At 59.6% G+C, this 25,646-nt stretch carries 21 protein-coding genes; 7 read left to right on the forward strand and 14 right to left on the reverse strand.

Going from position 1 to position 25,646, the window contains the following annotated elements:
- The first annotated feature begins 140 nt into the window (after positions 1–140).
- Positions 141–1,064 (forward strand): DMT family transporter, encoded by a 924-nt coding sequence (locus ACR0LH_RS04125; RefSeq protein ID WP_480719778.1) that lies wholly within the window; start codon positions 141–143, stop codon positions 1,062–1,064.
- A 70-nt stretch (positions 1,065–1,134) separates the two neighbouring features.
- Positions 1,135–1,710: a GcrA family cell cycle regulator gene (locus ACR0LH_RS04130; protein WP_170386449.1), complete on the forward strand. Its 576-nt coding sequence runs from the start codon at positions 1,135–1,137 to the stop codon at positions 1,708–1,710.
- Between the two features lie 432 nt (positions 1,711–2,142).
- Here ACR0LH_RS04130 and ACR0LH_RS04135 read toward each other — a convergent pair whose 3' ends face one another.
- Together ACR0LH_RS04135 and ACR0LH_RS04140 are read right to left on the reverse strand one after the other, a co-directional pair.
- On the reverse strand, positions 2,143–3,219 hold the full coding sequence (locus ACR0LH_RS04135; RefSeq protein WP_480719779.1) for a DUF2235 domain-containing protein: 1,077 nt from the start codon (positions 3,217–3,219) through the stop codon (positions 2,143–2,145).
- Entirely contained in the window at positions 3,197–5,488 is a 2,292-nt protein-coding gene (locus tag ACR0LH_RS04140) for a xanthine dehydrogenase family protein molybdopterin-binding subunit (RefSeq protein WP_480719780.1), read from the reverse strand. The genes ACR0LH_RS04135 and ACR0LH_RS04140 overlap by 23 nt, the downstream gene beginning before the upstream one ends.
- Before the next feature lie 140 nt (positions 5,489–5,628).
- On the opposite strand from ACR0LH_RS04140, the gene ACR0LH_RS04145 reads away from it, so the two are divergent.
- From ACR0LH_RS04145 to ACR0LH_RS04155, 3 genes are all read left to right on the forward strand, one after another.
- The gene (locus tag ACR0LH_RS04145) at positions 5,629–8,784 is read left to right on the forward strand and encodes a valine--tRNA ligase (protein ID WP_480719916.1); all 3,156 of its coding nucleotides are present in this window, start codon (positions 5,629–5,631) and stop codon (positions 8,782–8,784) included.
- 122 nt (positions 8,785–8,906) lie between these two features.
- Entirely contained in the window at positions 8,907–10,070 is a 1,164-nt protein-coding gene (locus tag ACR0LH_RS04150; protein ID WP_480719781.1) for a benzoate/H(+) symporter BenE family transporter, read from the forward strand.
- A gap of 32 nt (positions 10,071–10,102) precedes the next feature.
- The gene (locus tag ACR0LH_RS04155; protein ID WP_480719782.1) at positions 10,103–10,435 is read left to right on the forward strand and encodes a DnaJ family domain-containing protein; all 333 of its coding nucleotides are present in this window, start codon (positions 10,103–10,105) and stop codon (positions 10,433–10,435) included.
- Here the strand turns inward: ACR0LH_RS04155 and ACR0LH_RS04160 are convergent, their stop codons facing one another.
- Together ACR0LH_RS04160 and ACR0LH_RS04165 are read right to left on the reverse strand one after the other, a co-directional pair.
- Complete coding sequence (locus ACR0LH_RS04160; protein WP_170414397.1) at positions 10,436–11,218, reverse strand: crotonase/enoyl-CoA hydratase family protein; 783 nt, start codon at positions 11,216–11,218, stop codon at positions 10,436–10,438. It abuts the gene before it with no gap.
- A gap of 58 nt (positions 11,219–11,276) precedes the next feature.
- Positions 11,277–12,353, reverse strand: coding sequence for an SMP-30/gluconolactonase/LRE family protein (locus ACR0LH_RS04165; RefSeq protein ID WP_480719783.1), 1,077 nt, complete (start codon positions 12,351–12,353; stop codon positions 11,277–11,279).
- 93 nt (positions 12,354–12,446) lie between these two features.
- On the opposite strand from ACR0LH_RS04165, the gene ACR0LH_RS04170 reads away from it, so the two are divergent.
- On the forward strand, positions 12,447–13,556 hold the full coding sequence (locus ACR0LH_RS04170; RefSeq protein ID WP_480719917.1) for a pyridoxal phosphate-dependent aminotransferase: 1,110 nt from the start codon (positions 12,447–12,449) through the stop codon (positions 13,554–13,556).
- Between the two features lie 115 nt (positions 13,557–13,671).
- On the opposite strand, the gene ACR0LH_RS04175 is transcribed toward ACR0LH_RS04170, so the two are convergent.
- The 6 genes from ACR0LH_RS04175 to ACR0LH_RS04200 form a co-directional block, all read right to left on the reverse strand.
- Entirely contained in the window at positions 13,672–14,862 is a 1,191-nt protein-coding gene (locus tag ACR0LH_RS04175; protein ID WP_480719784.1) for a pyridoxal-phosphate-dependent aminotransferase family protein, read from the reverse strand.
- A gap of 50 nt (positions 14,863–14,912) precedes the next feature.
- Positions 14,913–15,545 carry a bifunctional 4-hydroxy-2-oxoglutarate aldolase/2-dehydro-3-deoxy-phosphogluconate aldolase gene (locus tag ACR0LH_RS04180; protein ID WP_480719785.1) on the reverse strand — a complete coding sequence of 211 codons (633 nt, stop codon included), beginning with the start codon at positions 15,543–15,545 and terminating at the stop codon, positions 14,913–14,915.
- A gap of 3 nt (positions 15,546–15,548) precedes the next feature.
- Entirely contained in the window at positions 15,549–17,354 is a 1,806-nt protein-coding gene (edd, locus tag ACR0LH_RS04185; RefSeq protein ID WP_480719786.1) for a phosphogluconate dehydratase, read from the reverse strand.
- 2 nt (positions 17,355–17,356) lie between these two features.
- On the reverse strand, positions 17,357–18,802 hold the full coding sequence (zwf, locus tag ACR0LH_RS04190; RefSeq protein WP_170414384.1) for a glucose-6-phosphate dehydrogenase: 1,446 nt from the start codon (positions 18,800–18,802) through the stop codon (positions 17,357–17,359).
- Between the two features lie 137 nt (positions 18,803–18,939).
- Entirely contained in the window at positions 18,940–21,183 is a 2,244-nt protein-coding gene (gene ptsP, locus ACR0LH_RS04195; RefSeq protein WP_170570087.1) for a phosphoenolpyruvate--protein phosphotransferase, read from the reverse strand.
- Between the two features lie 45 nt (positions 21,184–21,228).
- On the reverse strand, positions 21,229–22,467 hold the full coding sequence (locus ACR0LH_RS04200) for an aspartate kinase (protein WP_170386410.1): 1,239 nt from the start codon (positions 22,465–22,467) through the stop codon (positions 21,229–21,231).
- 165 nt (positions 22,468–22,632) lie between these two features.
- Here ACR0LH_RS04200 and ACR0LH_RS04205 point away from each other — a divergent pair, with 165 nt between their 5' ends.
- A complete protein-coding gene (locus ACR0LH_RS04205) occupies positions 22,633–22,986 on the forward strand; it encodes a hypothetical protein (RefSeq protein WP_170414376.1) in 354 nt (117 codons plus the stop codon).
- Here the strand turns inward: ACR0LH_RS04205 and ACR0LH_RS04210 are convergent.
- The 4 genes from ACR0LH_RS04210 to ACR0LH_RS04225 all read right to left on the reverse strand — a co-directional run bounded on the left by ACR0LH_RS04210 (position 22,983) and on the right by ACR0LH_RS04225 (position 25,637).
- Positions 22,983–23,621 carry an SDR family NAD(P)-dependent oxidoreductase gene (locus ACR0LH_RS04210; RefSeq protein WP_480719787.1) on the reverse strand — a complete coding sequence of 213 codons (639 nt, stop codon included), beginning with the start codon at positions 23,619–23,621 and terminating at the stop codon, positions 22,983–22,985. The genes ACR0LH_RS04205 and ACR0LH_RS04210 overlap by 4 nt on opposite strands.
- Positions 23,622–23,623: 2 nt before the next feature.
- Positions 23,624–24,079 carry a DUF1178 family protein gene (locus ACR0LH_RS04215; RefSeq protein ID WP_170576690.1) on the reverse strand — a complete coding sequence of 152 codons (456 nt, stop codon included), beginning with the start codon at positions 24,077–24,079 and terminating at the stop codon, positions 23,624–23,626.
- A 266-nt stretch (positions 24,080–24,345) separates the two neighbouring features.
- On the reverse strand, positions 24,346–25,089 hold the full coding sequence (locus tag ACR0LH_RS04220; RefSeq protein ID WP_480719788.1) for an EcsC family protein: 744 nt from the start codon (positions 25,087–25,089) through the stop codon (positions 24,346–24,348).
- A 53-nt stretch (positions 25,090–25,142) separates the two neighbouring features.
- Positions 25,143–25,637, reverse strand: coding sequence for a GNAT family N-acetyltransferase (locus ACR0LH_RS04225; protein ID WP_480719789.1), 495 nt, complete (start codon positions 25,635–25,637; stop codon positions 25,143–25,145).
- Positions 25,638–25,646: the final 9 nt, after the last annotated feature.

The raw sequence follows: 25,646 nt of genomic DNA on the forward strand, positions 1-25,646 counted from the left end.
TGTGCGCGTTTGATCATGGGCGGTCGTATAGCCGTACTCGACACATCTGAAAACCCCGATTTTTCGGGGCGGTCGTTTTTCACCCCGAGACTCTGCATTTGCCACTTGCCATTTGCCAGCCGCTGGCGCACCGGTTGCGCATGACGCCAACTCACCAAAACCCGCCGCTTGCGGCTCTGCTGATCCTCGCGGCAAGCTCTCTGCTGGCGGGGACGACGCTGTTGGCCAAGGCTTTGGGGACTGATGTGCTGGGCCCGGCATTACACCCGCTGCAGATCAGCCATGGTCGCTTTCTGTTTGCGTTTCTGGTGATCGTCAGCGCGGTGGCCATTTTGCGCCCACGCCTTACCCGCCCACATTGGGGGCTTCATGTGGGTAGAACCAGTTTCGGATGGCTGGGAATCACGTTGATGTTTGCCTCGGTCGCCTTCATCCCAATTGCCGACGCAACGGCGATTTCCTTTCTGAACCCGGTCTTTGCGATGGTGCTGGCCATCCCCTTGTTGAAAGAGGGCGTCGGCCCCTGGCGGTGGCTGGCCGCCGCCGTTGCCCTGGCTGGCGCGCTGGTTTTGCTACGACCAACACCACAGAGCTTTCAACCCGCCGCGCTGCTGGCCCTGACTGCCGCCGCCGTGATCGGGATGGAACTGATCTTCATCAAGAAACTCTCTGGTCGCGAAACTCCGATCCAGATCCTTTTGGTCAACAATGCGATGGGGCTGACCATCGCTTCGGTCGCCGTGAGCTTTGTGTATCAATGGCCAACACCTCAGCAATGGGCGGCCTTGGCGGGCATCGGTGCACTGATGGCCTGCGCACAGGCCTGTTTTGTGAACGGGATGGCACGCGCTGATGCGTCATTTGTGGCGCCTATCAGCTATGCCACGCTGTTCTTCGCTGCATTTTACGACTTCGCCGTATTCGGTGTGATCCCGGATGGAATCAGCATGATTGGCTCTGCGATTATTCTGACCGGTGGGATAATCCTGGTCTGGCGCGAAGCACGACACCGCCGCTCAGCACCTGATTCGAGAACCGCTTGTAACTCGGCACACAGTGATTAAAATAGGGACCGAGACGAATTCCCAAGGCGGCCCGAATCCGGGGCCGCTTTCCGCTTTTGAAAGGCAAATGATGTCCTGGACTGACGAGCGTGTAGAGCTGCTGAAAAAGATGTGGGGCGAGGGCCAGTCGGCCAGCCAGATCGCCAAGGAACTGGGCGGTGTGACCCGCAACGCGGTGATCGGCAAGGTCCACCGTCTGGGCCTGTCGAACCGCGCAACCGGCGCGACCCCGGCCAAGGCCGAACCCAAGGAAAAACCGGCACCAGCGCCGAAGGCCGAGGCCAAGCCCAAACCCTCGCCCAAGACCGAGCCCGCACGTCCTGCGCCTGCTCCGGCGGCCGAGGCGAAGCCTGCCGTGCCCGCCCGCCGTCAGATCATCCCGGCGGGCCAACCGCTGCCGCCGCAACCTTCGGCTAATGAGATCAGCCCCGAGGCGCTGGCCAAGGTCAACGAGGTCGAGAAAAAGGCCAAGAAGCTGACCCTGATGGAGCTGACCGAGAAAACCTGCAAATGGCCCGTTGGCGACCCCGCGACCGAGGATTTCTGGTTCTGCGGCCTGCCGGTTGAAGCAGGCAAACCCTATTGCGAGGCGCATGTAGGCGTGGCGTTCCAGCCGATGAGCTCGCGCCGCGACCGTCGGCGGTAACTACAGTCGGATAGCACGCCAATATTCAGGCGTGCATCCTAGAGGCAACAAATTGGCTGGCCATTCGCCCTGAGGCGGCTGGCCGGTTCCATTGATCGAACTGTTGGCATCACACCCGGCTAAATCGGCAGATGTACTCCGATTTAGGCACAATGCATGTATCTGACGGCATGGCTCGTCCAACTGTGTTGCAAACCATGCGCCGAACTCGCCGGTTAAAGCTCTGCATGAACTACGTGACTTTTCCTTTTGCGCAACGGTGACAAGTTACTAGTCCACGTACAAATGGTACTTTCACGGACTGCTGATTGTACACGCTGTGGACGGCCTGAGCCTCTACAACTGGTCCTCAAGAAGACAGAGGTTTGATCCGGTCGAGCGCCCTGGCTTGTTGATGGTACCTGCCAGCAATGCCTGCACGCCAACGTGACACTATTGTGCCGGGTGCGAGGGCAAATCAGGCATCGGTACCCAGCCCGGAAGATCGTCCGGCGATACCGAGACGTGCAGCCGTTCGGAGCGGTCGCGACCCACTTTACGGTGTTTCCGCAGGAGGAAAATCTTGCCCCAGCCGCGCCACGTTCCGACAGATCGGGCAGAAGTATCGGTCGGGAAACGCTCGCGCCAACCTTCTGGCAACGGCAGGCCATGAAGCTCGGCCTTGTCCAACATCCAGATCAGGGAAATGTTGCTGAGCGGGCGGGCTTCTTCAAACCCGTTCAACTGACCACCGACATCGCCATGGGTGCCCCGGAACCAGACCTGTTCAACATGACCTTTGAAGCCAGGGGTACATTTCCAAAGCACGGGTTCAAACACTTCGCGCGTCTCATCCAGCGCCATGGCGTGATAGCCGTGGCGGGTGGCGGGGCCAAGCTGGTGGTTGTGGAAGGCGTGGCGTTCCTCGGCCCAGCGCCACAACAGAGGCAGGCGCAGACCCAGCGCCTTGACGGTGTCCCAGACGCCGACCATCTCGATCGCTACATCCTCGTGACAGAACTTTTTGCGGAACACGCCAGCCGCAGAGCCGTTCGCGTTGCACTCATAGTGGCGATATGCCTGTTTGATATTGCGCTCGGTCGCGTGCTCGGCCTTGAGCAAACCGATCATGTCGATCACTCCGGCAAGGCTGCGCACGCCGTATGCCCCGCGGGAATAGCCGATGAAATAGATACGGTCGCCGGGTTTGTAGCGCGACGCAAGATAGCCGTAGGCGCGCCTGATCTGGCGGTTGATCCCGCGCCCCATCATTACGTCCAGAGAGGATTTCCAGCTTTCCCACTGCACGCCGGATTCGTAGAAAACGGACACTTTGCTGCCCATCTCGCAGCAAAGTCGCAGCGTTTGGCCCGCGTGAGTTTCGTACCCCGGCTCCAGCTTGGACATAGTGCCGTCAAGAATGATCACATGACTGATCGGCTCGCGATGAAGCGCTTCGGCAGAGTGCTCGGACTGTAAAGGCCGTCCGAGCCATCCCAGTACCTTTCTACTCAGCCGCGACAGATCCATACGTCAGCAATTCCCATACTCTGTTGGGTGTGAAAGGCATGTCCGCCTGCCGCACCCCATGTTCCCAGAGCGCGTCCTGCACTGCGTTTGCAACAGCAGCCAGCGCGCCCACCGTCCCGGCCTCGCCGCACCCCTTCATCCCCATCGGGTTTGAAGTTGACGGAACCGGCGCCGAGGTAAACTTAATCATGGGTATCTCGGCGGCGCGCGGCAAGGCATAGTCCATCAACGAAGCCGTGAGCAGTTGCCCCTGCGCATCATGCACCACACGCTCGGTCAGCGCCTGCCCAATTCCCTGGACGACGCCACCATGCACCTGCCCTTCGGCCAGCATCGGGTTGATAAGGTTACCAAAATCATCAACGACTGTATAGCGGTCAACCCGGGTTTCTCCGGTGAAAGAATCAATAACGATTTCGGCAACATGCGCGCCATTTGGATAGCTCCGCGCATCAAGGTTGGCGCGTGCTTCATGCCGCAACAAATCTGTGCGGCCATCGGCACGGGCCATGTCCGCAGCCTCGGTCAATGTCGGCGTCAGGTTCGACCCCGGTGCGCGGAATGTTTCGTGATCGAAACTCACATCGCTTTCCTCCACCCCCATCTTATCCGCCAGATAGGGCGTGAATGCGGCGATCATGATGTCGATTGTGGCCAGCGTCGCCGTGCTTTGCACCGTCACGGACCGCGACCCGCCGGTGCCACCGCCGTGGGGCAGTTGATCGCTGTCACCCTGAACAACATTGATCCGATCCACCGGCACGCCCGTCTGATCGGACAGGAACTGGGCATAGACCGTCTCATGCCCCTGCCCGTTGGACTGAGTGCCGACGTACAGGTTTACCGTGCCGTCCTCGCAGAACTCGACTTTCGCGTTCTCGGAGGGATCCCCAAGGATACTTTCGATGTAGTAGCAAAGACCCTGACCACGGATCAGGCCGCGTTCAGCATCGGCGGCTTTGCGAGTGGCGAACCCTGCGGTCTGGCTGGCGGCGCGCGACAGGATCATGTCAAAATCGCCCACATCATAGGTCTCACCGGTCGCGGTTTTGTACGGAAACGCCCCGGGGCGGATGAAGTTTTTACGGCGCAGCTCCCACGGGTCCACGCCCAACTCTCGCGCGGCGCGATCCATGACCCGCTCAAGGACATAGATCGCCTCGGGCCGTCCGGCACCGCGATAGGCATCAATCTGCGTTGTGTTGGTGAAAAACCCCTCGACCCGCAGATAGGTTGTCTGGACGTCATAGACGCCCATCAAAACTTTGCTGAACAGGTTCGTCTGGATCGCCTGCCCGAAATGGCTGTTATAGGCGCCCAGATTGACCTTGCTGTGGACGCGATAGGCGGTAATCCGATGATCAGCGTCAAATGCCAACTCCGCAAGCGATGTCAGATCGCGGCCGTGGTGATCGGATAGCATTGCCTCGGACCGGTCAGACATCCAATGCACCGGTTTGCCCAGCTTCATCGCGGCTACGGCAGTGCAGAAATATTCGGGGTATGGCATCACCTTCATACCGAACCCTCCACCCACATCCGGGGTGGTGACGCGGATCGCCTCGGGCTCCAGCCGCAGCTTCTCGGCCAGTTGTGCGCGCATCGCCCAGACGCCCTGCCCACCATAGGCAAAATGCAGGCGGCCATCGACCCAGTTGGCATGGCAGCCGCGCGGCTCGATCGAGGTTATGATGACGCGGTTGTCAGCCACATTCAGCGAAACCCGATGCGCCGCTGCCTGAAATGCGGCCTCGGTCGCCACCTCATCGCCCAACCCCCAGTCAAAGGCACGATTGTCGGGGGCTTCCTGGTGCACAACTTCTCCGCCCCCGTCTACGTCCAGCTTTGCGGGCAATTCGTCGATTTCGGCCCAGATCATCTCAGCTGCGTCGCGGGCCTGTAACGCGGTATCGGCGATGACAACCGCGATCGGCTCGCCGACAAAGCGTACACGGTCACTGGCCAGCATGTGGCGGTCCGGCGCGGCGGCTTTCGATCCGTCCCGATTGTTTACGATTGCAGCGTTCATCACGGTGTCGATCCCTGCGGCCTTGAGATCGTCCAGTGTCATCACCAGACGCACTCCATCCGCAGACCGCGCATCTTCGAGATCCAGACCGGATATCACCCCATGCGCCACCTGAGAACGTACGAAAACCGCATGCAGTGCACCCTCTGGCACCACGTCATCCATGTAGTGCCCCTGCCCGGTCAGAAATCGCTGATCCTCGGTCCGTTTGACGGGCTGACTCTTGCCGAACTTTTCCATGGAACGCTCCTGCCGCTGCTCTACTGCGCGACACTAGCCTGCGGTTGGCCGATGTCCATAGGGGCGCTTGGCCCTTCCCCTTCTTGCAACCATTCGCTATTGCAGGCGCTGACCAAGGATTGATGACGCAGGACGCACCCATGGCGATGGAAAAGACATTCAACGCGGCCGAGGCCGAGGCCCGTATTTACAAAGCCTGGGAAGAGGCAGGAGCTTTCAAGGCAGGCGCGAACAAGTCGCGCGACGAGAGCTTTACCATTATGATCCCGCCGCCCAACGTAACCGGCGCGCTACACGTGGGGCATGCGTTCAACAACACGCTTCAGGACATTCTGATCCGCTGGCACAGGATGCGCGGGTTCGACACGCTGTGGCAACCGGGCCAAGACCATGCAGGCATCGCCACGCAGATGCAGGTGGAAAAGATGCTGGCCACCACCCAGCAGCCCAGCCGGACCGAACTGGGGCGCGACGCGTTCCTCGAAAAGGTGTGGGAGTGGAAAGGCGAATACGGCGGTACGATTATCGAGCAGCTAAAGCGTCTGGGTTCGTCCTGCGACTGGTCGCGCAACGCGTTTACAATGGCCGGTGCCGCTGGCGATCCGCGCACGGGGCACGAGAACTCGGCCAACTTCCATGACGCGGTGATCAAGGTCTTCGTCGATATGTACGAAAAAGGGTTGATCTACCGTGGTAAGCGGTTGGTGAACTGGGACCCGCATTTCGAGACTGCGATCTCGGACCTTGAGGTCGAGAATATCGAAGTTGCAGGCCATATGTGGCACTTCAAGTACCCGTTGGCTGGCGGTGCGACCTACACCTATGTCGAAAAGGACGAGGATGGGAACGTCATCCTTGAGGAAGAACGCGACTATATCTCGATCGCCACCACACGCCCCGAAACCATGCTGGGCGACGGCGCGGTTGCGGTTCATCCATCGGATGAGCGTTATGCGTCAATTGTCGGCAAACTCTGCGAAATTCCGGTTGGTCCGAAAGAGCATCGCCGCCAGATCCCGATCATCACCGATGAATACCCCGATCCCGATTTCGGCTCGGGCGCGGTGAAGATCACCGGCGCGCATGATTTCAACGACTATCAGGTCGCCAAGCGCGGCAGCATCCCACTGTATCGTCTGATGGACACGCGCGGCCATATGCGGGCCGATGGCGCGCCCTACGCCGAAGAAGCGGGCAAGGCGCAGGAATACGCCCGTGGACGCGCGTTTACCGAGAACGAGATCGACGCGATCAATCTGGTCCCCGACCACCTGCGTGGGCTCGACCGGTTTGAGGCCCGCGCGAAGGTGGTAGAGGAAATCACCAGCGAAGGTCTGGCGGTCATGACCCGCGCGGATGATCCGCGTTTTGGTACCAAACTGGGCGAGGATGACGATGCCTCCGCACTGGTCCCGCTGGTCGAGAGCAAGCCGATCATGCAGCCCTTCGGCGACCGCTCGAAAGTGGTGATCGAGCCGATGTTGACCGACCAGTGGTTCGTCGACGCCGAAAAGGTCGTTGGCCCTGCGCTGGATGCGGTCAAGGACGGTACGGTCAAGATCATTCCCGAGTCGGGCGAAAAGACCTATTACCACTGGTTGGAAAACATCGAGCCGTGGTGCATCTCGCGCCAGCTTTGGTGGGGGCATCAGATTCCGGTTTGGTATGGGCTGGACTTGTCCGCCGAAGACTTTGTCGACGACGAGAATGACGGTGACCTCGATCTTGTCGAATTGGGTCGTCTGCTGAACGAAGGCGGCATGCTGCACCGTGGCAGCGTCATGGAATGTGCGGCCAGTTTTGAGGCCGTCACCGAAAAATTCCTTGACGACAACGCCAATATTCCCAGCCCGCTGGGCCACGCGACCGTTATCGAAGTTGCTGACAAGCAGGAAGCCATCCATCGGTTCGCGGAAAGCCTCGCTCAATACGCCGTCGAACAAGACCCGACCAAGCTGGTCTATCCTGTCTGGCGCGATCCTGATGTCCTCGACACGTGGTTCTCGTCCGGCCTCTGGCCCATCGGCACGCTCGGCTGGCCCGAGCAGACCGAGGAGTTGGAACGTTATTTTCCGACGGACGTTCTGATCACTGGCTTCGACATCCTGTTCTTCTGGGTTGCCCGGATGATGATGATGCAACTGGCCGTGGTCGATCAGATCCCCTTCCACACCGTCTATCTGCACCAGCTCGTCCGCGACGAGAAGGGCAAGAAGATGTCCAAGACCACCGGCAACGTGATTGATCCGCTAGAGATCGTGGACGAATTCGGCGCCGACGCGCTGCGCTTCACCAACGCGTCGATGGCGGCGATTGGCGGCGTGTTGAAACTGTCCCGCGAACGCATCACCGGCTATCGCAACTTCGGCACCAAGCTTTGGAATGCCGTCCGCTTTGCCGAGATGAACGAGGTTTTCACCGACGCCGTTCCGCTACTGGACGTGGCCGACCTAAAGCCCAAAGCCGCCGTAAACCGCTGGATCATCGGCGAAACAGCGCGCGTGCGCGAAGAAGTCGACGCCGCGCTGGAAAGCTATCGCTTCAACGATGCGGCCAACGGGCTTTACGCCTTTGTCTGGGGCAAGGTCTGCGACTGGTACGTGGAACTGTCCAAGCCCCTACTGCAAGGCGACGACGCCGAGGCTCAGGCCGAGACTCGCGCAACAATGCGTTGGGTTCTGGATCAGTGCATGGTCCTGCTGCACCCGATCATGCCATTTGTCACCGAGGAACTTTGGAGCCTGACCGGTGACCGCGCCAAGATGATCGTTCACGCCGATTGGCCCACCTATGCGGCCAGCGACCTGATAGACGCCGATGCGGATCGTGAGATGAACTGGGTGATTTCGGTCATTGAAAACACCCGCTCGGCACGGGCGCAGATGCGCGTTCCGGCGGGACTTTATGTTCCGATGCTGGTGACTGAGATCGACTCGCACGGACAGGCCGCTTGGGACCGCAACGAGGCGCTGATCAAGCGTCTGGCCCGGATCGACAGCCTGACCAAGGCCGATACACTGCCCAAAGGCACCATCTCGATCGCCGCCCCCGGAGCGACTTTCGGCCTTCCGCTGGCGGATATTATCGACATTGGCGCGGAAAAAGAGCGGCTGGAGAAAGCCAAGGGCAAGCTGGCCAAAGAACTGGGCGGTTTGCGAGGGCGTCTGAACAATCCGAAATTCGTGGCCTCGGCACCCGAGGAGGTTGTCGCAGAAGCCAAAGCCAATCTCGCCGCCCGCGAGGAGGAAGAAGCAAAACTGAACGAGGCGCTTGCCCGCCTGTCCGAACTTGCTTGATCGGAACACACTTGAACACGACAACCCCGCCGTTCGGCGGGGTTTTCTTTTGAGAGCAAAGGACTTGTTCCCGGATACGATTGCTTGCTAGCAGTTGCGGTGAATAACCCTGCGAGGCTCTGATGACGCGCGCACTCCCTCCGATCCAGACGGCCTCAACAGGGCTGGTCGTGGCCGTTGTAGGCTTTTTCAGCTCATTTCCGATTGTGCTGCAGGGGCTTTCCGCAATGGGGGCCACCCCAGACCAAGCCGCATCCGGCCTGATGATGGCCGCAATCGCAATGGGATTGACCGCCATCGGGTTGAGCCTGTGGTATCATCAGCCCATCAGCGTGGCATGGTCCACACCCGGCGCGGCCCTGCTTGCGGTGTCTTCACTTCCCGCCGCCGGGTTTTCGGACGCCGTGGGTGCATTCCTCTGCGCCGGAACTCTGACCGTTGTGGCAGGGCTTTGGCGTCCGCTGGGCCGGCTGGCGTCGGCCATACCGACGACTTTGGCGCAAGCGATGCTGGGCGGGGTTCTTTTGCCCTTGTGCATCGTTCCCTTTCAGGCCGCCGTCGACTTGCCTTGGCAAGCCCTGCCGGTGATACTGACTTGGTTCGTCGCAGGACGGATCAACCGGCTACTTGCCGTTCCTGCCGCGGTGGTCGCGGCCGCACTGGTTGTCGTCCTGAACGCCGGAGACGCGTCAGTCGTTCCAACGCAGATTTTGGCTGCACCGGTTTGGACGATCCCGACCTTCTCGGCTTCTTCTCTGATTGGCGTTGGCGTGCCCCTGTTCGTTGTCACCATGGCAACCCAGAACGTACCCGGGATCGCGGTCATGCGCAGCTTTGGCTACGCCCCAGCATCTGGCAGATTGTTCTCGGCTGTCGGCGGGGCAAGCGTTCTTTCGGCACCGTTCGGAGCACCTGCTACCTGTCTTGCGGCGATCACGGCTGCGATGTGCTCGAACTCTGACAGTCACCCGGACCCAGCCCAACGCTATTGGTCGGCGGTCATGGCCGGAGCGTTCTATTGCCTGTTTGGGGTGTTTGCGGTCGCAATCACTGGCTTCGCGGTTCACGCCCACCCGCTGTTGATGGGAACGTTGACCGGAATAGCCCTGATCGGTGTGATGGCGAACGCTACCTCGGCGGCTTTAGAAGTGCCAGCCGAGCGCGAAGCAGCGATCCTGACCTTTGCCATCACTGCCTCTGGCGTCTCAGTCTTTGGGCTGGGTGCCGCCGTCTGGGGCTTGCTAGTCGGAGGGGCGGTATTTCTGGTGACAAACCGCACCCGCTAGCGGTTGCTTTCTGTGTAAGCTATGGTTGCGCTATGTTTGGATCGCTAGGAAGACTTATCGAGCGCCAGATCAAAAAGGCGCAGGCCGAAGGCCAGTTGCAGGGTCTTGAAGGCGAGGGCCGCCCCCTGCCCGACCACTCGTCCGAGGCACATGGCGATGCGGCAATGGCCGCCGGGCACCGGATCATGGCTCAGGCGGGGGTTTTGCCAGAAGAGTTCAGCATCAAAAAGGAACTGGACGAGGCCAAGGCTTGTTACGCCGCCTTGACCGACCCCGAAGAACGCAAAGTCGTTATGGCCCGCATCGCCGATCTGGAAATGCGGTACAACATCGCACGCGATGCGCGCCGGGCCTTTTTGCGCTAGTTATTTGAACTGAGGCTTGCGGCCCTGCATCTGGGCGGCAATCACCTCAATCTGTTCGGGCTTTCCGATCAGGTCGACCTGCTCTGACGACTCGGCCAGCAAGACTTCGGCCCGCGACTGAGTTTCCGCCACTTCGATCAACCGTTTGGCCGCGCGAATGGCAGAGGGGCTTTGACCCGCAATATTTTCGGCTAATGCAATGGCCTCAGTCAGCGGATCGTCGGACAGCTTTGTAACAAGCCCCCATTCCGCGGCCTGTGCCGCGCCGATGGGCCGCGCAGTGTAGGTCAGCAGGCGGATGACGTCCGATCGCACCAGCCCTGGCAAAAGCACCATGCCGCCCATATCGGGAATGATGCCCCACTTCATCTCCATCACAGCCAGTTTGGACTCGGGGTGCGCTATGCGAATATCCGCGCCCAGCGCGATCTGAAGACCCCCGCCATAGGCAACGCCTTGAATGGCGCAAATCACCGGCACCGGAACGCGGCGCCAGATCATTGCCAGCTCTTGCATATCATTGGCGTCTTCGTGGCTGCGGCTCATCAGCCATTCGGTCGGGTCTACATGGGCCATCGTCGCAAAACTGGCCATGTCCAATCCCGCGCAGAAACTTTTGCCCTCGCCAGAAAGAACCACAGCGCGGACGTCCGAGGCGGCGACCTCCTGCCCTGCTGACAGGATGGCCTTGATCATCGAGTCATCCAACGCATTCATCTTGTCGCCCCGCGTCAGCGTGACATGGGCAATGTGGTCTTTATATTCGATGGATACGCGTGACATGCGGACCTCCCAGTTCCGGTTTCGACAACCATGCCCGGAAGGTTAGTCAAGTTCCAGATCAACGTTGGGGCAGATCTTCGACAGCCATTCGGCCAAACCACGGCGAGTCCAGCGTCATGACGTAAAACTGGTCTCCTACGACCTTGCCTCCTGTCGTTATCCCAAGCCGCCCTTCTGGGTCTTGAAGGGTTTTCAATATGTTCCCGTCCCCATCGAACTGCACCATCATTCCACGGTGAATGGGCGCGGGTCGCACCATCGGCCCCAAGCGCCAGATCACTTTGCGCAAAAATGGATATGGCATCAGGGCTTCGGTTGGCACGCGCGGGCTGGCAAATGCCATCCAATATGTGCCGTCGCCCTGCGCCTCGATATTGTCAGGATAGCCGGGCAGGTTTTCCAACAAAATTTCGCGCTCGCCCGCTTTTGGGCCTTGAAGCCACAATTTGTGCACTCGCGCGCGCCCGGTTTCAGCGATAAGCAGGAACCGCTCATCCGGTGAAAGCGCAACTCCGTTGGTGTAGACGAAACCCTCGGCCACTTTCTCGGTGGTGCCGTCAGGATTGTATTTTGCGACATAGCCCGTGTCTGATTGCTCCCAGATGGTCAGCACGGACGTGGGCTTTGTACCACCCATTGTTTCAGGGTCGAACCGATCAGATGAGTTCGAGAAATAGACGGTCCCGTCCTGCGCCACAACCAACTGATTGGCGTAGACAACAGGCGAACCATCGACTTCTGAGGCCAGCAACTCTAGCGAGCGGGGTCCGGTCCAGCGCATCAGGCCGCGAAAACTGTCGGCAAGATACAGCGCCCCATCCGGCCCTGCTTTCACGCCCAATGGACGGCCGCCCAGATCGTCAACCTTCACCGGAGTATCGCTGTCTATCCGATAGAGCGCGCCGGACATGGCGGTTGTGTAAACCGTTCCGTCGGGCATGACAGCAATGTCTTCCGGGCCTGTGTCGTCATCGGGCAAGGCGACAAGTTCAATCTGGCTCAATGCGTCATTCTCTGCGAAGTCCCCTGTGAAACCAGGGGCTTCCGGTGGCTCCCAGGCTACAGGCTCAACCTCGACCGGCCAAAAAATCAGATAGGCGAGTCCGATCAGGGCCAGTCCGAAAAAAATGCGCATTATCTTCCTCCCAATGCCGTTGCGCGCAGGGTGAAAGGCAATCACACGCAACACAAGGTTGCCCGACAAGTGACCTTACGTTTATCTGCCAATATGACAGACCCACGCTACACCCCGCTTGCCACATCCCTGCCCGCAACCGTTCCGTTCGTTGGCCCTGAAACCCAGGAACGAGAGCGGGGTACGCCGTTTGTCGCGCGGCTTGGCGCAAATGAAAGCGTGTTTGGGCCGTCGCCGCGTGCGATTGAGGCAATGGCGAATACCGAAATCTGGATGTACGGAGACCCCGAAAACCACGACCTGCGAAACGCTCTCGCCGAACACCACGACATACGCGCCGAAAATATTGTCGTGGGTGAAGGGATCGATGGGCTGCTTGGGTATCTGGTGCGACTGCTGGTCGGGCCGGGAGATGCCGTTGTGACCTCGGAGGGGGCTTACCCCACGTTCAACTACCACGTTGCAGGGTTCGGTGGGGTGCTGCACAAGGTCCCCTATCGCGACGACCATGAAGACCCGGCCGCGCTTTTCGCCAAAGCCGCCGAAGTGGACGCCAAGCTGGTTTATCTGGCCAACCCGGACAACCCTATGGGCAGTTGGCATTCGGGTGCGCATATTGTTGCAGCCATGAATTCCTTGCCGGATGGATGCCTTCTGGTCCTGGACGAAGCCTATGTCGAATGCGCTCCTGAAGGTACTGCCGCTCCGGTCTCGGCGGATGACCCGCGCATTATTCGGATGCGAACGTTTTCAAAGGTTTACGGGATGGCAGGTGCGCGCGTTGGGTATGCAATCGGAGCGCCCGGATTGATTTCAGCTTTCAACAAGGTGCGTAACCATTTCGGAATGAACCGTGCTGCGCAGGCCGGTGCGCTGGCGGCTCTGCAAGACACCGGATGGTTGGAAAGTGTCCAGCATAAGATTGCAGAGGCCCGCGTTCGGATCGAAGTGATCGCACGTGAAAACGGGCTTCAGCCACTACCATCGGCCACGAATTTCGTTGCCGTAGATTGTGGTCGGGATGGGGTGTTTGCCAAAGCTGTTCTGGACAGCCTGGTGGCACAGGGTGTGTTTGTACGGATGCCTTTCGCCGCCCCACAGAACAGGTGTATTCGGATAAGTTGCGGAGAGGTGGCTGATCTGGATGCATTTGCGGCAGCTTTGCCAAAGGCACTGGCAGAGGCCGGTGCCCAAACAAAGTGACGTTTTGTTTTGTGGCAAGCGAAACGGGGGCTGTCTGCCCCCATCGCGCTGACGCGCGATTCCCCCGAGGATATTTTCAGCCAGATGAAGGGCGGATCCGCGCAGGGAAAAAGTGTCAGGTGGCCAAGGCAGCTGCGGCGGCTTCCAACGCCCCCTTGCCGCGCGGGATATCAAGCGCAGCCATAGCGGTTTCCATCCCGCCCAACATAGCCATCACCATCTGACCGTTGATGTGCCCCATATGGCCGAGCCGGAAACAGCTGTCCCAGTCCTCCATCCCAAGTCCGATGCCTAGCGTAAGGCCCAGTCGAGACTCGGTGTATTCGCGCAGCAAGGTGCCCTTCCCGCCGGTCAGACGCAAAGCGGTGACGGCATGGCTGCGGTGATTGCGGTCTGCTACGTTAAGTTGCAGTGCGCCACCTTCGGCCCAGGTGTCGCAGGCCGCCCAGATTGCCGTTGCAAGACGTTCGTGGCGTGCCCAGACCTGCTCGATCCCTTCGGAGTGGATCATGTCGAGCGCCGTCCGCAAACCGTACAAATGGTGCGTCGGGGCCGTTCCGTTGAAATACTGGTAGAACAGGTCCGGATTTACGCGCGGTTGCCAGTCCCAATACTGCGAAACCCGTTGCATGCTGGCGCGTTTGGCCTGCGCCTTTTCGTTGAAGAAAACAAATCCAACTCCTGCAGGGGTCATCAATCCCTTCTGGCATGCCGTGACCATCACATCGACGCCCCAAGCGTCCATTTCAAATCTGTCGCATCCCAACGAGGCAATACAATCTGCCATCAGGAGGGCCGGGTGATCCAGATCGTCCAACAGTGCGCGAAGGGCCGGGATATCGTTTCGGATTGAGCTTGAGGTATCCACATGTACGGCAAGCACCGCCTTGATTTCTCGTGCTTTATCTGCGCGCAGTGCGTCAGAGATGCGATCAAAATCCCAAGCCGAGGATGTTCCGAAATCAACCAACTGGGTTCTGGCACCGATTCCTTCGGCCATCTCTGCCCAACCATGTGTAAAGCGGCCCGAGGCCGGGGCCAGTACCAGTTCGCCCGGTGCGATAACGTTTGAGAGTGCGGCCTCCCATGTTCCGTGGCCGTTGGCGATATAGATGGCAACGTGATGGTCCGTCCGCGCCACGCGACGCAAATCACGCGTCAGGGCGGGCATCATCTCGATCAGCTCGCCATCGTAGATATTGGGCGAGGGACGGTGCATCGCTTGCAAAACGGCGTCAGGCATTACCGACGGGCCGGGAATAGCCAAATACTCGCGGCCCTGCGCGAGAGAATTGTGATTTTTCATGGGATCAACCTGTTAGAATTGGCCTCACCCTAACGTGTGGCCGGGCAGCGTCAATCCATCAGCTTGGACGCCTCGCGTGCAAGGGTTTCGATGCCAGCCCAATCCTGATCCAAAACCATCTGCTTTGGCGCAACCCAGCTGCCACCAGCGCAGACGACGTTGGACAATGATAGGTAATCGCGGGCGTTCGCAGGCGACACGCCTCCGGTTGGACAGAACGTGATCTGCGGTAGCGGAGCGCCAATCGCTTTGAGGGCGGGCGCACCGCCCGAAACCTCGGCAGGAAAGAACTTGAGCATGTCATAGCCCTGTTCCAGCAAGCGCATAGCCTCGCTTGCCGTGGCCGCGCCGGGCAACAGGGGCAGGTCTGCGGCTTCGCACGCTGCGATCAATGCGTCGGTCGCGCCCGGAGAGACGCCGAATTGCGCGCCGGCCTCTTTCGCAGCACGGACATCATCGGGGGTCACCAGTGTTCCGGCCCCCACGACACCACCGGGCACCTGAGACATTGCACGGATTGCGTCCAGCGCGGCAGGCGTCCGCAGCGTGACTTCAAGCGCGGGAAGCCCACCAGCGACAAGCGCTTCGGCCAGAGGGCGCGCATCTTTAGCATCGTCGATGACCAGCACCGGAACGATTGGGGCAAGCGCGCAGATCTCGCGAGTGCGTTGGGTTTTGGACATGAGTTAAACTCCGAAAATACTGGCACCAGTGTCGGCGGACCCGACATTCTGGCGGAACGCACCAAAGAGGTCGCGGCCGACGCCGTGCTGGTTTGCCGACAGGTCTGCGGTTGCCGGGGCGCGGTCAAGTACGCCAGCGGTCATGATCTCCAACTCTCCGCTGACCGCATCAACACGCAGGATGTCGCCATCCTGCAAGCAAGCGATTGGGCCGCGATCGAGCGCCTCAGGCACGACATGGATCGCAGCGGGGACTTTGCCCGAAGCCCCTGACATCCGGCCATCGGTCACCAAAGCCACCTTTTGCCCCTTTCCCTGAAGGATCGAAAGCATTGGTGTTAGTGAGTGCAGTTCAGGCATCCCGTTGGCTTTCGGTCCCTGAAAGCGGACAACAACGATAACGTCATCCGTGAACTCTCCGGCTTTGAAAGCTGCCTTGACCTCCTCCTGATCGTGGAAGACGCGTACCGGAGCTTCAACCACTTGATGCTCGGGCGCGACGGCGGACACCTTCATGACGGCGGTGCCCAGATTTCCGGTCAGGCGCGACAAGCCACCCGTGGGCTGGAACGGATCCTTGGCCGGGCGCACGATCTTTTCGTTCAGGCTGTGCCCGGCGCCTTCTTCCCAGACCAGTTCACCCTCTTTCAGCTTGGGCTCTTTGGTATAGTTGTGCAGCCCCTGACCAGCGACCGTCAGCGTATCGGGATGCAGCAGACCATCTTCGAGCAACGTGCCGATGCAATAGCCTAACCCCCCCGCTGCGTGGAAATGGTTCACATCAGCCAGACCATTTGGATAGACCCGCGCGACCAGCGGGACCACGGCGGAGATGTCTGAGAAGTCCTCCCAATCCAAAACGATACCTCCGGCACGCGCCATGGCGATCAGGTGGATCAGCAGGTTCGTGGACCCTCCGGTCGCCATCAACCCGACAATGCCGTTCACAAATGCGCGTTCGTCCAGAATTTGGCACACAGGCGTATAGTGATTCCCCAACGCGCTGAGCGACAGGGCGCGGCGCGCACCTTCCTCGGTCAGCGCATCGCGCAGGGGCGTGTTCGGGTTGATAAAGCTAGAGCCAGGAAGGTGCAGGCCCATGAACTCCATCAACATCTGGTTCGTGTTGGCGGTGCCATAGAAGGTACAGGTGCCCGGCCCGTGATAGGCGGCCATTTCTGCCTTCATCAATTCGTCGCGACCGACTTCTCCGGCGGCAAACCGTTGCCGAACCTTGGCTTTTTCGTCATTTGGCAGGCCACTTGTCATAGGGCCGGCAGGCAGGAAGACCGCCGGCAGATGACCGAACGCCTGTGCGCCGATAACCAGCCCCGGCACGATCTTGTCGCACACCCCAAGAAACACGGCGGCGTCATAAGTGTTGTGGCTCAGCGCAACACCGGTGGCCAGCGCGATCACATCGCGCGAGAACAGCGACAGTTCCATCCCCGCTTCGCCCTGCGTGACGCCATCGCACATGGCGGGAACGCCGCCCGCAACCTGCGCCGTTCCACCCGCCGCGCGGATCGCATCACGGATCAGCGCCGGGTAGCGTTCAAACGGCTGATGCGCCGAGAGCATGTCATTATAGGCGGTGACGATGCCCAGATTGCCAGCCGTTCCAGTTGCCATGGATTGCTGATCTTCACCTGCCCCGGCATAGGCATGAGCCTGACCGCTGCACGACAGGTGCCCTCGGGCTGGCCCTTTGGATTTGGCCTGCTCCATCCGCTCAAGGTGCGGGCCGCGCAGATCGGCGCTGCGGTCGACGATGCGCCGGGTGACGTCGGTGATGACGGAATGTACCATGATTACCCTCCGATCTGACGCCAGCGGCGTCCGTCGCGATGCATCAGCATCAATGCTTCTTCGGGCCCGGAACTGCCCTGATCATATTTGGACGGACGGTCGCCCCGATCTTCCCACCCCTGAATGATGGGATCGACCCAAGCCCATGCAGCCTCGGCCTCGTCCCCGCGCATGAACAGGGTTTGATCACCCCGGATCACGTCCATCACCAGCCGCTCATACGCGTCCTGAGCACGCGCATCCGTGCCCAGCGCCTCGGCAAAGCTCATATCCAGCGATACATCCGACAGGCGGAACCCACCGGGACCGGGGTCTTTGATGGTGGTGCGCAACGTGATGCCTTCGTCCGGCTGTAATCGGATGACCAGCACGTTGCCACGCAAAGGGCCGACATTGGGGAAGATCGTATGCGGCGGATCGCGGAAAAACACAGCGATTTCGGATTCGCGCGCACGCAGACGCTTACCGGTTCGTAGATAAAACGGCACTCCGGCCCAACGCCAGTTGCCAAGGTGCACCTTCAGCGCGATATAGCTTTCGGTCCGGCTGGCCGGGTTGCCGACGTGATCCAGATAGCCGTCTCCGCCCTTGTCTGTGCGGTATTGGCCGCGCGCGATATCCGAGGGGTCCACGGGTTCCAACGCCTCGATAACCTTGACCTTTTCGTCTCGTACCGCATTGGGGGAAAACTTGGACGGAGGCTCCATCGCGGTCAGACACAACAACTGGACAAGGTGGTTCTGCACCATATCGCGCATCGCGCCGGACTGATCGTAATAGGCCCCGCGCCCCTCTACGCCGACGGTTTCTGCGACCGTGATCTGCACGTGGTCAACATGGGTCGAGTTCCAGAGCGGCTCGAACAGAGAGTTGGCAAAGCGCAGAGCCATGAGGTTCTGGACCGTTTCCTTGCCCAGATAGTGGTCGATGCGATAAATCTGATGTTCTTCAAAACAGGCGCGCAACCCTTCGTTCAGCGCCTTGGCAGAAGCCAGATCATGTCCGAACGGTTTTTCCACCACAATTCGGCTGTCTGGTGTTGCCAGTCCGTTATCATTCAACCGCTGCGCAATGCCGGAAAACAGGCTGGGACCCACCGACAGATAGAACGCACGCACCACGTCAGGGCGCAATGTGTCGGCAAGGTCCGCCCATCCCGAGTCACCCAGCGCATCAACCGGGACATAGTCGACCCGGCTGAGGAACCGGTCCAATACATCCGCTTTAAACTCAGGTGCATAATTCTTCATCGACGCGCGAATCTGCTCTCGGAAAGCATCACTGTCTATGTCCGACCGGGCCGTGCCGATGATACGGGCGTCTTCGGGCATTTGGCCCACTTCAAACCGGTGATAGAGACCCGGCAAAATCTTACGCTGCGCCAGATCACCCGTTGCACCGAACAACACCAGGTCGAACGGATTTACCGGAATTACGCGTGAAACCATCTGCAGGCTCCTTCAAATCTGACCCGAACATCATAACATCGTCTACGCACAGCATGCATGATACGGGTCATGTTATCGCTAACATTTGCGGTCTGAATAGGGAATGCAGACGCAGAAAGCAAGCCCGGATCAGACCATCACCCCTGATTTCGCAACCATTCCATAACCGATGGGCGAACGGATTGCTCTCCTCTGTGGCGTGCATCTGCAATGATCTTGCGCAACGATTGCAAATCCGCGCGCAACAGAACCGTTTTGACCGGCCCGATTGAAGCCGGACGCATAGATAGCGACCTGATACCCATTGCAGCAAGGCACAGCGCTTCGACCGGGCGTCCCGCATCCTCACCGCAAAAGCTAAGTGGCGTATTGGAAATGTTGCAACGCTCGACAATACGTTCGATGAAACTCAGAAAACTGACGTTCAGAGTATCGTACCTACGGCGCACCAGTTCATTTTCTCGGTCAGCGGCAAAGAAGAACTGCTTTAAGTCGTTGCCCCCAATGGATACAAAGTCCACCTCGTCAAAGAACTTCTGCGGAGCGAAAGCCAATGACGGGGTCTCAAGCATTGCGCCCACTTCGATCTTTTCGGGCAAGACATGCCCCAGCCGCTTTTCGCGCTCGATCGTCTTGTTGACTTCCCACCGCGCTTCGCGGAACTCATCCGCCTGCGCCACAAACGGGAACATCAGCGTCAGGGGCCGACCGTTGGCCGCGCGCATCAGGGCTTGCAACTGCATCCGCATCACACCGCGCTTGTCCAGTCCCACCCGGATCGCACGCCACCCCAATGCTGGATTGGGCTCTTCCACGTGCTTCATGTAGGGCAGAACCTTGTCCGAGCCGATATCCAGCGTTCGGAACACCACACGCTTTTCCCCCGCTGCATCCAGAACGCGTTGATATTGCGTAACAAGTTCCGACCGTTTGGGCATTTGGTTTCGGATCAGGAATTGCAACTCGGTCCGGAACAGGCCAACACCCTCGGCCCCGGAATTTCCCAGCGAAGGCAGGTCCGCCATGAGGCCGGCATTCATCACGAGATTTATGCGCTCCCCATCCCGAGTGACCGTCGGGGTATCCCGGATCGAGGCATATCGTTCCTGCGCCTTGGCCTGCATCGCGATCTTGTCACGAAATGCGCTGACGACCGTGTCTTCGGGCCGCAGATGAACGGCGCCCTGATCCCCGTCCACAAGAATATGATCGCCGTTCAGCGCCTCGGTCGTGATCCGACCGACATGCACCACCAGCGGAATAGCCAGCGCACGGGCCACGATCGTCGCGTGGCTGCCGACTGATCCTTCCTCCAGCACGATCCCCTTCAGAGATCGGCCATATTCCAACAGATCACCGGGGCCGATGTTACGAGCAATCAGGATTGGGTCCGGCGGTAGGTCCGCCCCGTTTGTACTGCCCTGCCCGGTCAGAATACGCAGCAAGCGGTTGCTGAGGTCGTCCAGATCGGCCAGCCTCTCGCGCAGGTAAGGATCGGTGACCTGCCCCATCCGCGCACGCGCTTGTGACTGTTCCTTTTCAACTGCTGCTTCGGCACTCAGGCCGCGAGCGATGTCCTCCTCCATCCGGCGCATCCAACCTTTTGAGTTGGCGAACATCCGGTAGGCTTCCAAGACCTGTAGCTGTTCGGTGTCCCCGTCCTTGGAAATCTCAAGCATCTTGTCGACGCCTACGCGCAGCTCATCCACCGCTTCGGTCAGGCGCTCGCGTTCCCGGTGGGGATCATCTGCGATCGGGTTCGTGACCACGACGCGCGGTTCATGCAGCCAGACATGCCCTTCGGCAGACCCTTCCTGCGCCGGGCCTCCCATAAGCTGCACAGATTGCTGGTGGCGCGGCGACAACGCGGCACCTTCACCCACGAACGCACCCAGCTCGGCCATTTCAGCCAGAACCATCGCGACAACTTCAAGTGCATAGACCTCGTCAGCAGAGTATTCCCGTGCGTCACGGGACTGCACAACCAGAACACCCAGTTTTTCGCCCAGACGCTGGATCGGCACGCCCAGAAAAGACGAAAACCGCTCTTCGCCAGTTTCCGGCATGTACCGGAACCCCTTGGCCGAGGGCGCATCCGCTGTATTGACCACTTGACCCGACTTGGCCACACGACCAACCAGACCTTCGCCCATACGCATCCGAGTCTTGTGAACCGCTTCGGGCGACAAGCCCTCTGTGGCGCACAGTTCGAGCGTATCCTCATCGCGGAACAGGTAGATCGAGCACACCTCAGCCTGAATGCTATCAGCAATCAGGTGCGTTATCCGGTCAAGACGTTCCTGACCGGCGGCCTCGCTCGCCATTTCTTCGCGCAGCCGCCTCAGCAGCTTGCGGGATTCTGTTTCGGTGCCGTCCGCCATGGCCCACCTAGATTAGTGCGTCAGGCGAGACCTTGGCTGAAATGCTCAGGCCGCCTTGTCCAGTTCAAAGGCATCATGCAGTGCCTGAACCGCAAGTTCCATGTATTTCCTGTCCACAAGCACGGAAATTTTGATCTCGGAGGTTGTAATGACCTTAATGTTGATCCCCTCATCCGAGAGAATCTTAAACATTTTTGCCGCCACACCGGATTGCGACCGCATCCCGATCCCCACGACCGAGACCTTGCAGACGTCTTCATCCGCAACCAGTTCAGCGTAGTTCAGCTCACCAGCGTCCTTGATCGCCAACAAAGCCTTTTCCGCGCGTGCCACCTGATCGGTCGGGCACGAGAACGTCATGTCCGTACGGCCCTCGTCCGAGATGTTCTGAACGATCATGTCCACATTTACGCCCTCATCGCTGAGCGCGGTAAAGATGGTCGAGGCGATACCGGGACGGTCCGCCACGGATACGACGGTCATCTTCGCTTCGTCACGGGAATAGGCAACACCGGCCACAACATTGGATTCCATGATATCCTCCTCATCGACGACCAGTGTACCGGCCTCGTCGGATTGTTCTTCAAAACTTGAGAGAACGCGCAGTTTCACCTTATAGCGCATCGCCAGCTCGACCGAGCGGGTCTGCAGCACCTTGGCCCCCAGCGAGGCCAGTTCGAGCATTTCCTCGAACGAAATCCGGTCCAGCTTGCGCGCCTTTTCACAGATGCGCGGGTCGGTGGTATAGACGCCGTCCACATCGGTATAGATATCGCAGCGTTCGGCCCCAAACGCCGCGGCAAAGGCCACAGCGGTGGTGTCCGACCCACCCCGACCCAGCGTGGTGATACGCCCTTCGGGGCTGATCCCCTGGAACCCGGCGACGACAGCGACCTTCATACCCTCATCGAACTTCTGGGTCAGGTTCTCGGTCGGGATTTCCTCGATCCGGGCCTGACTGTGGGCGCTGGTTGTCATCAGCGGCACCTGCCAGCCCTGCCAGCTGCGCGCAGGGATATCCATCTCTTGCAACGTCAGGGCCATCAGACCGGCGGTCACATTCTCACCCGAAGACACGACCGCATCATATTCGCGCGCATCAAACAGCGGAGACGTCTCATTCACCCAGCCAACCAATTCGTTGGTTTTGCCCGACATGGCCGACACGATGACAATCACATCATATCCCTTGGCCACTTCAACGCCGATGCGTTTCGCCGCGCGGCGGATACGGTCAAGGTTGGCGACCGAAGTGCCGCCGAATTTCATCACGAGTACGGGCATGGGGGCTGGTGTCTCCGCGCCTTGGAATTCAGGTTTCGTGCGTCTTATGTCAGGGGGACCCCAAGGGCAAGTGTCCAAAACCGTTTAGGTGCTTGCGTTGGATCGCTTTACATCGGATCACGGGGGTGTCAGCTTGCCTGCATCAGATTTCTCAAGAGGTTCCCCATGTCACGTTTCATCCTCGCTTTAGCTGTCCTTTCAACGCCCGCTCTGGCACAGGAAACCACGCTGGCCGGAACCGATGGCAAGAATTCGTTGGGCACCATCCCTTGCGCGACCGTTGCAGGCGACGCCCTGCGTAGCTGCAACGCCGAGCTCAGGCGGCGGGACGATGGCGGCGCAACGCTGGCCGTGGGCATGCAGAACGGTCAGGTGCGCAACATCTATTTTACGAACGGCATCCCGGATTCGACAAATTCCACCGCAAAGCTCAGCTATGAAACACGCGGCGACATCCTGGTCATCTTTGTTGAACCGGGCGAAGTCTACGAACTGCCCAAAGCTGCGTTGAGCGACTAATACGCGTGCGGCCGACCGTCATAGGTTTCAAAACACCCCGTCGTGCCCTGAGACAGGGCTGAAAAACGGTCAATCAAGCCATCTGCGGCCTCGTCCACGGAAATGGCGGCCGCCGCTCCGCCCATATCTGTCTGCACCCAACCCGGATGGTAGATTCCCACAGCGATCCCGTCGCCACGCAGGTCTGCGGCCAGATTCCGACCCAGATTAAGCGCAGCCGCCTTCGACGCGCGATAGATGTAGCTCCCCCCCGGCGCGTGCGTATGCGACGCCATTTGCGAGGAAATGATCGCTATTTTACCCTGCGACGCGCGTAGATTGGGCAACAGAGACTGAACGGTCAGGAAAACACCAGTCACATTGGCCGCAAAGGTCTGAGCCCACATCTCAGCGGGATAGCCCTCAATACCTTCCGCCTTGTCCAGATACACGCCAGCATTGCAGATCAGAAGATCAACGGGCCGATCGCCCAGTTGCGCAGACATCGCCGCGTGGTGGTCAGTGTCGGTCACATCCAGAACGACCTCGGCGCTGCCATCCCGCGCGGTTCCCGTCACGTCGTGGCCCTGCGCCCGATACCGATCTGCGAGTGTCTTTCCGATCCCTCGATTGGCTCCGGTAATCACGATATGCATGATCAGTTCGTCTTCCGGCTAGGCAGGAAAGGTAACGGAGCGACGGGCACCCCATCTTCGATCAGGGCTTTGGCCTCTTCCGGCTTTGCCTCGCCATAGATCGACCGCTCTGGCGCGTCACCCAGATGCATTTTCCGAGCCTCGCTTGCAAAGTCCTTGCCAACATAGTCCGAATTTTCCTCAACCTTGCGCCGCAGCTCGCTCAAAACCTGCTCAACATCCGGGGTTGGGCTTGCCATATTCACGGCTTCTTCGGATGGCGCTGTGGTCTCGGTCCGCGCCTCAACACTGCGGGCAGAGCGAACGCGCGGGGTCATGATCGCCTTTTCAACCTGCGCATCGCCGCAAACAGCACAGGTCACCATACCAACAGCAGCCAGCTTGTCGTAAGCCGAGGCCGACTGAAACCAGCTATCAAAGGTGTGCCCCTTGCTGCATTTCAAAGCGTATTGAATCATGGTCCGTCCAGAGTTCGATTGCCAAATAGATACTGACCCGCAATCCAATAGCAAGGCCCGTTGAACCCGCGTCAGTGCGCAAAGAGCGCTACCTTGCGTAAAAACTCGGCGAGATCAAGCGAATGAACCCGAGCAGCGGCCTGTTGCTGCGAAAGCCACGCGCGCCGGCGTTGATGACATTCAGGATAGAGTAACTTCGTCGAGCGGACCGAAAGTGGAAACACGTCTGCCACATGAAGCGTTTTATTCCAAGAACTTAGGGATATTCACATGCGGGCCGCCAGCTTTCGGACCAGATCATCATGCGGAATATCGGCATCCAATGCCAAACGCCGCAAGCCAAAATGGACGCGTGCGATCTGTTGGTAATACCGGGTGTAGACAAAATTTGTCCCTCCGCCCGCAATCGCCCCCAGAACAGGGACAGACTGCGCAGCCAGTTTCTGCCCCAATACAACGGATAATTTCGGCGCAACGGCAGCAATCAACCGCTGCATCGCGGGGCCAGTCAGGGTCAACCGTACCGAGAAAAATCCAAGATCCGCGCCATCGTCAAAAGACAACGGACCAGCAGCGGACAATACGCGGACACAGTCGAATTTCACTCCATCCTCAGATGGGTTGAACCCCTCTTGCGCGGCAGCCCCCTGAATGGCGCGCAACAACATGGTGGTCGTGGCTGGCAACTCCATCAAAGCGGTTGAGACGCCGCCAATTCCTCCGGCCGCACCCATCGCCGTTGTCAGCGCCGTATTCACCCAGGGCCGCTGATCCGGCACGGCCCGGCGAGAGCTTTCCGCCGCGTGCATGGCAATCCACAGCGCCTGCTCGGTCGCCCCTGTCAAACCTTGCCTGACCGATGCCGGCAGTTGTTCCAACAGGGATTCAGCCGACCCCCCGAGACTGTTCAGCAGCTTGATACCCGGCCCTCCGGCAGACCTGTAGTAGCGGGCCAAGCGGTCAAGTTCGGCTTCGGCGTCCAGTTTTTCGACAAGAACCACGTCCTGCATACGTTCCCTCCTGCCCTAAAAACATTGGAACTTACCTTTGCAGATTCAATAGCTCACCGCGTCCAACGTCTAACTGGACCGGTCACACCACGCCAAACACCCGGCTCCAGTTCCGCGCCCAGAACGCGGTCAGGGTTGGTAGGAGGCGGCATCTCCACCCCATTCAGACGCGAGAACCCAAAGCGCGCGTAATAGGGGGCATCTCCGACCAACATAACCCGCTGCCAGCCCATGTCGCGCCCGGCCTGCAACCCCTCATGGATCAGGAAACCGCCTAGCCCCTCACCCTGATGGGTTGGGTGAACTGCGACCGGCCCCAACAGCAACGCGTCGTCACTTCCCACATAAACGGGCCAGAACCGGATCGCCCCCGCCAGAATACCCTGCGCGTCGCGTGCCACCAAAGACAGCCCGGACACCGGAGGAACATCATCGCGCAGGCGATAGGACGACAGCGCCTCGCGGCCGGGCGCAAAACACAGGTCATAAAGCGCCTCAACCTCCCACCAATCGTCCGGCTCTTCCGGCCTGATCCCGAATTGCTGCACGCCTGCCCT

The organism is Ruegeria sp. CL6, from assembly GCF_056536465.1.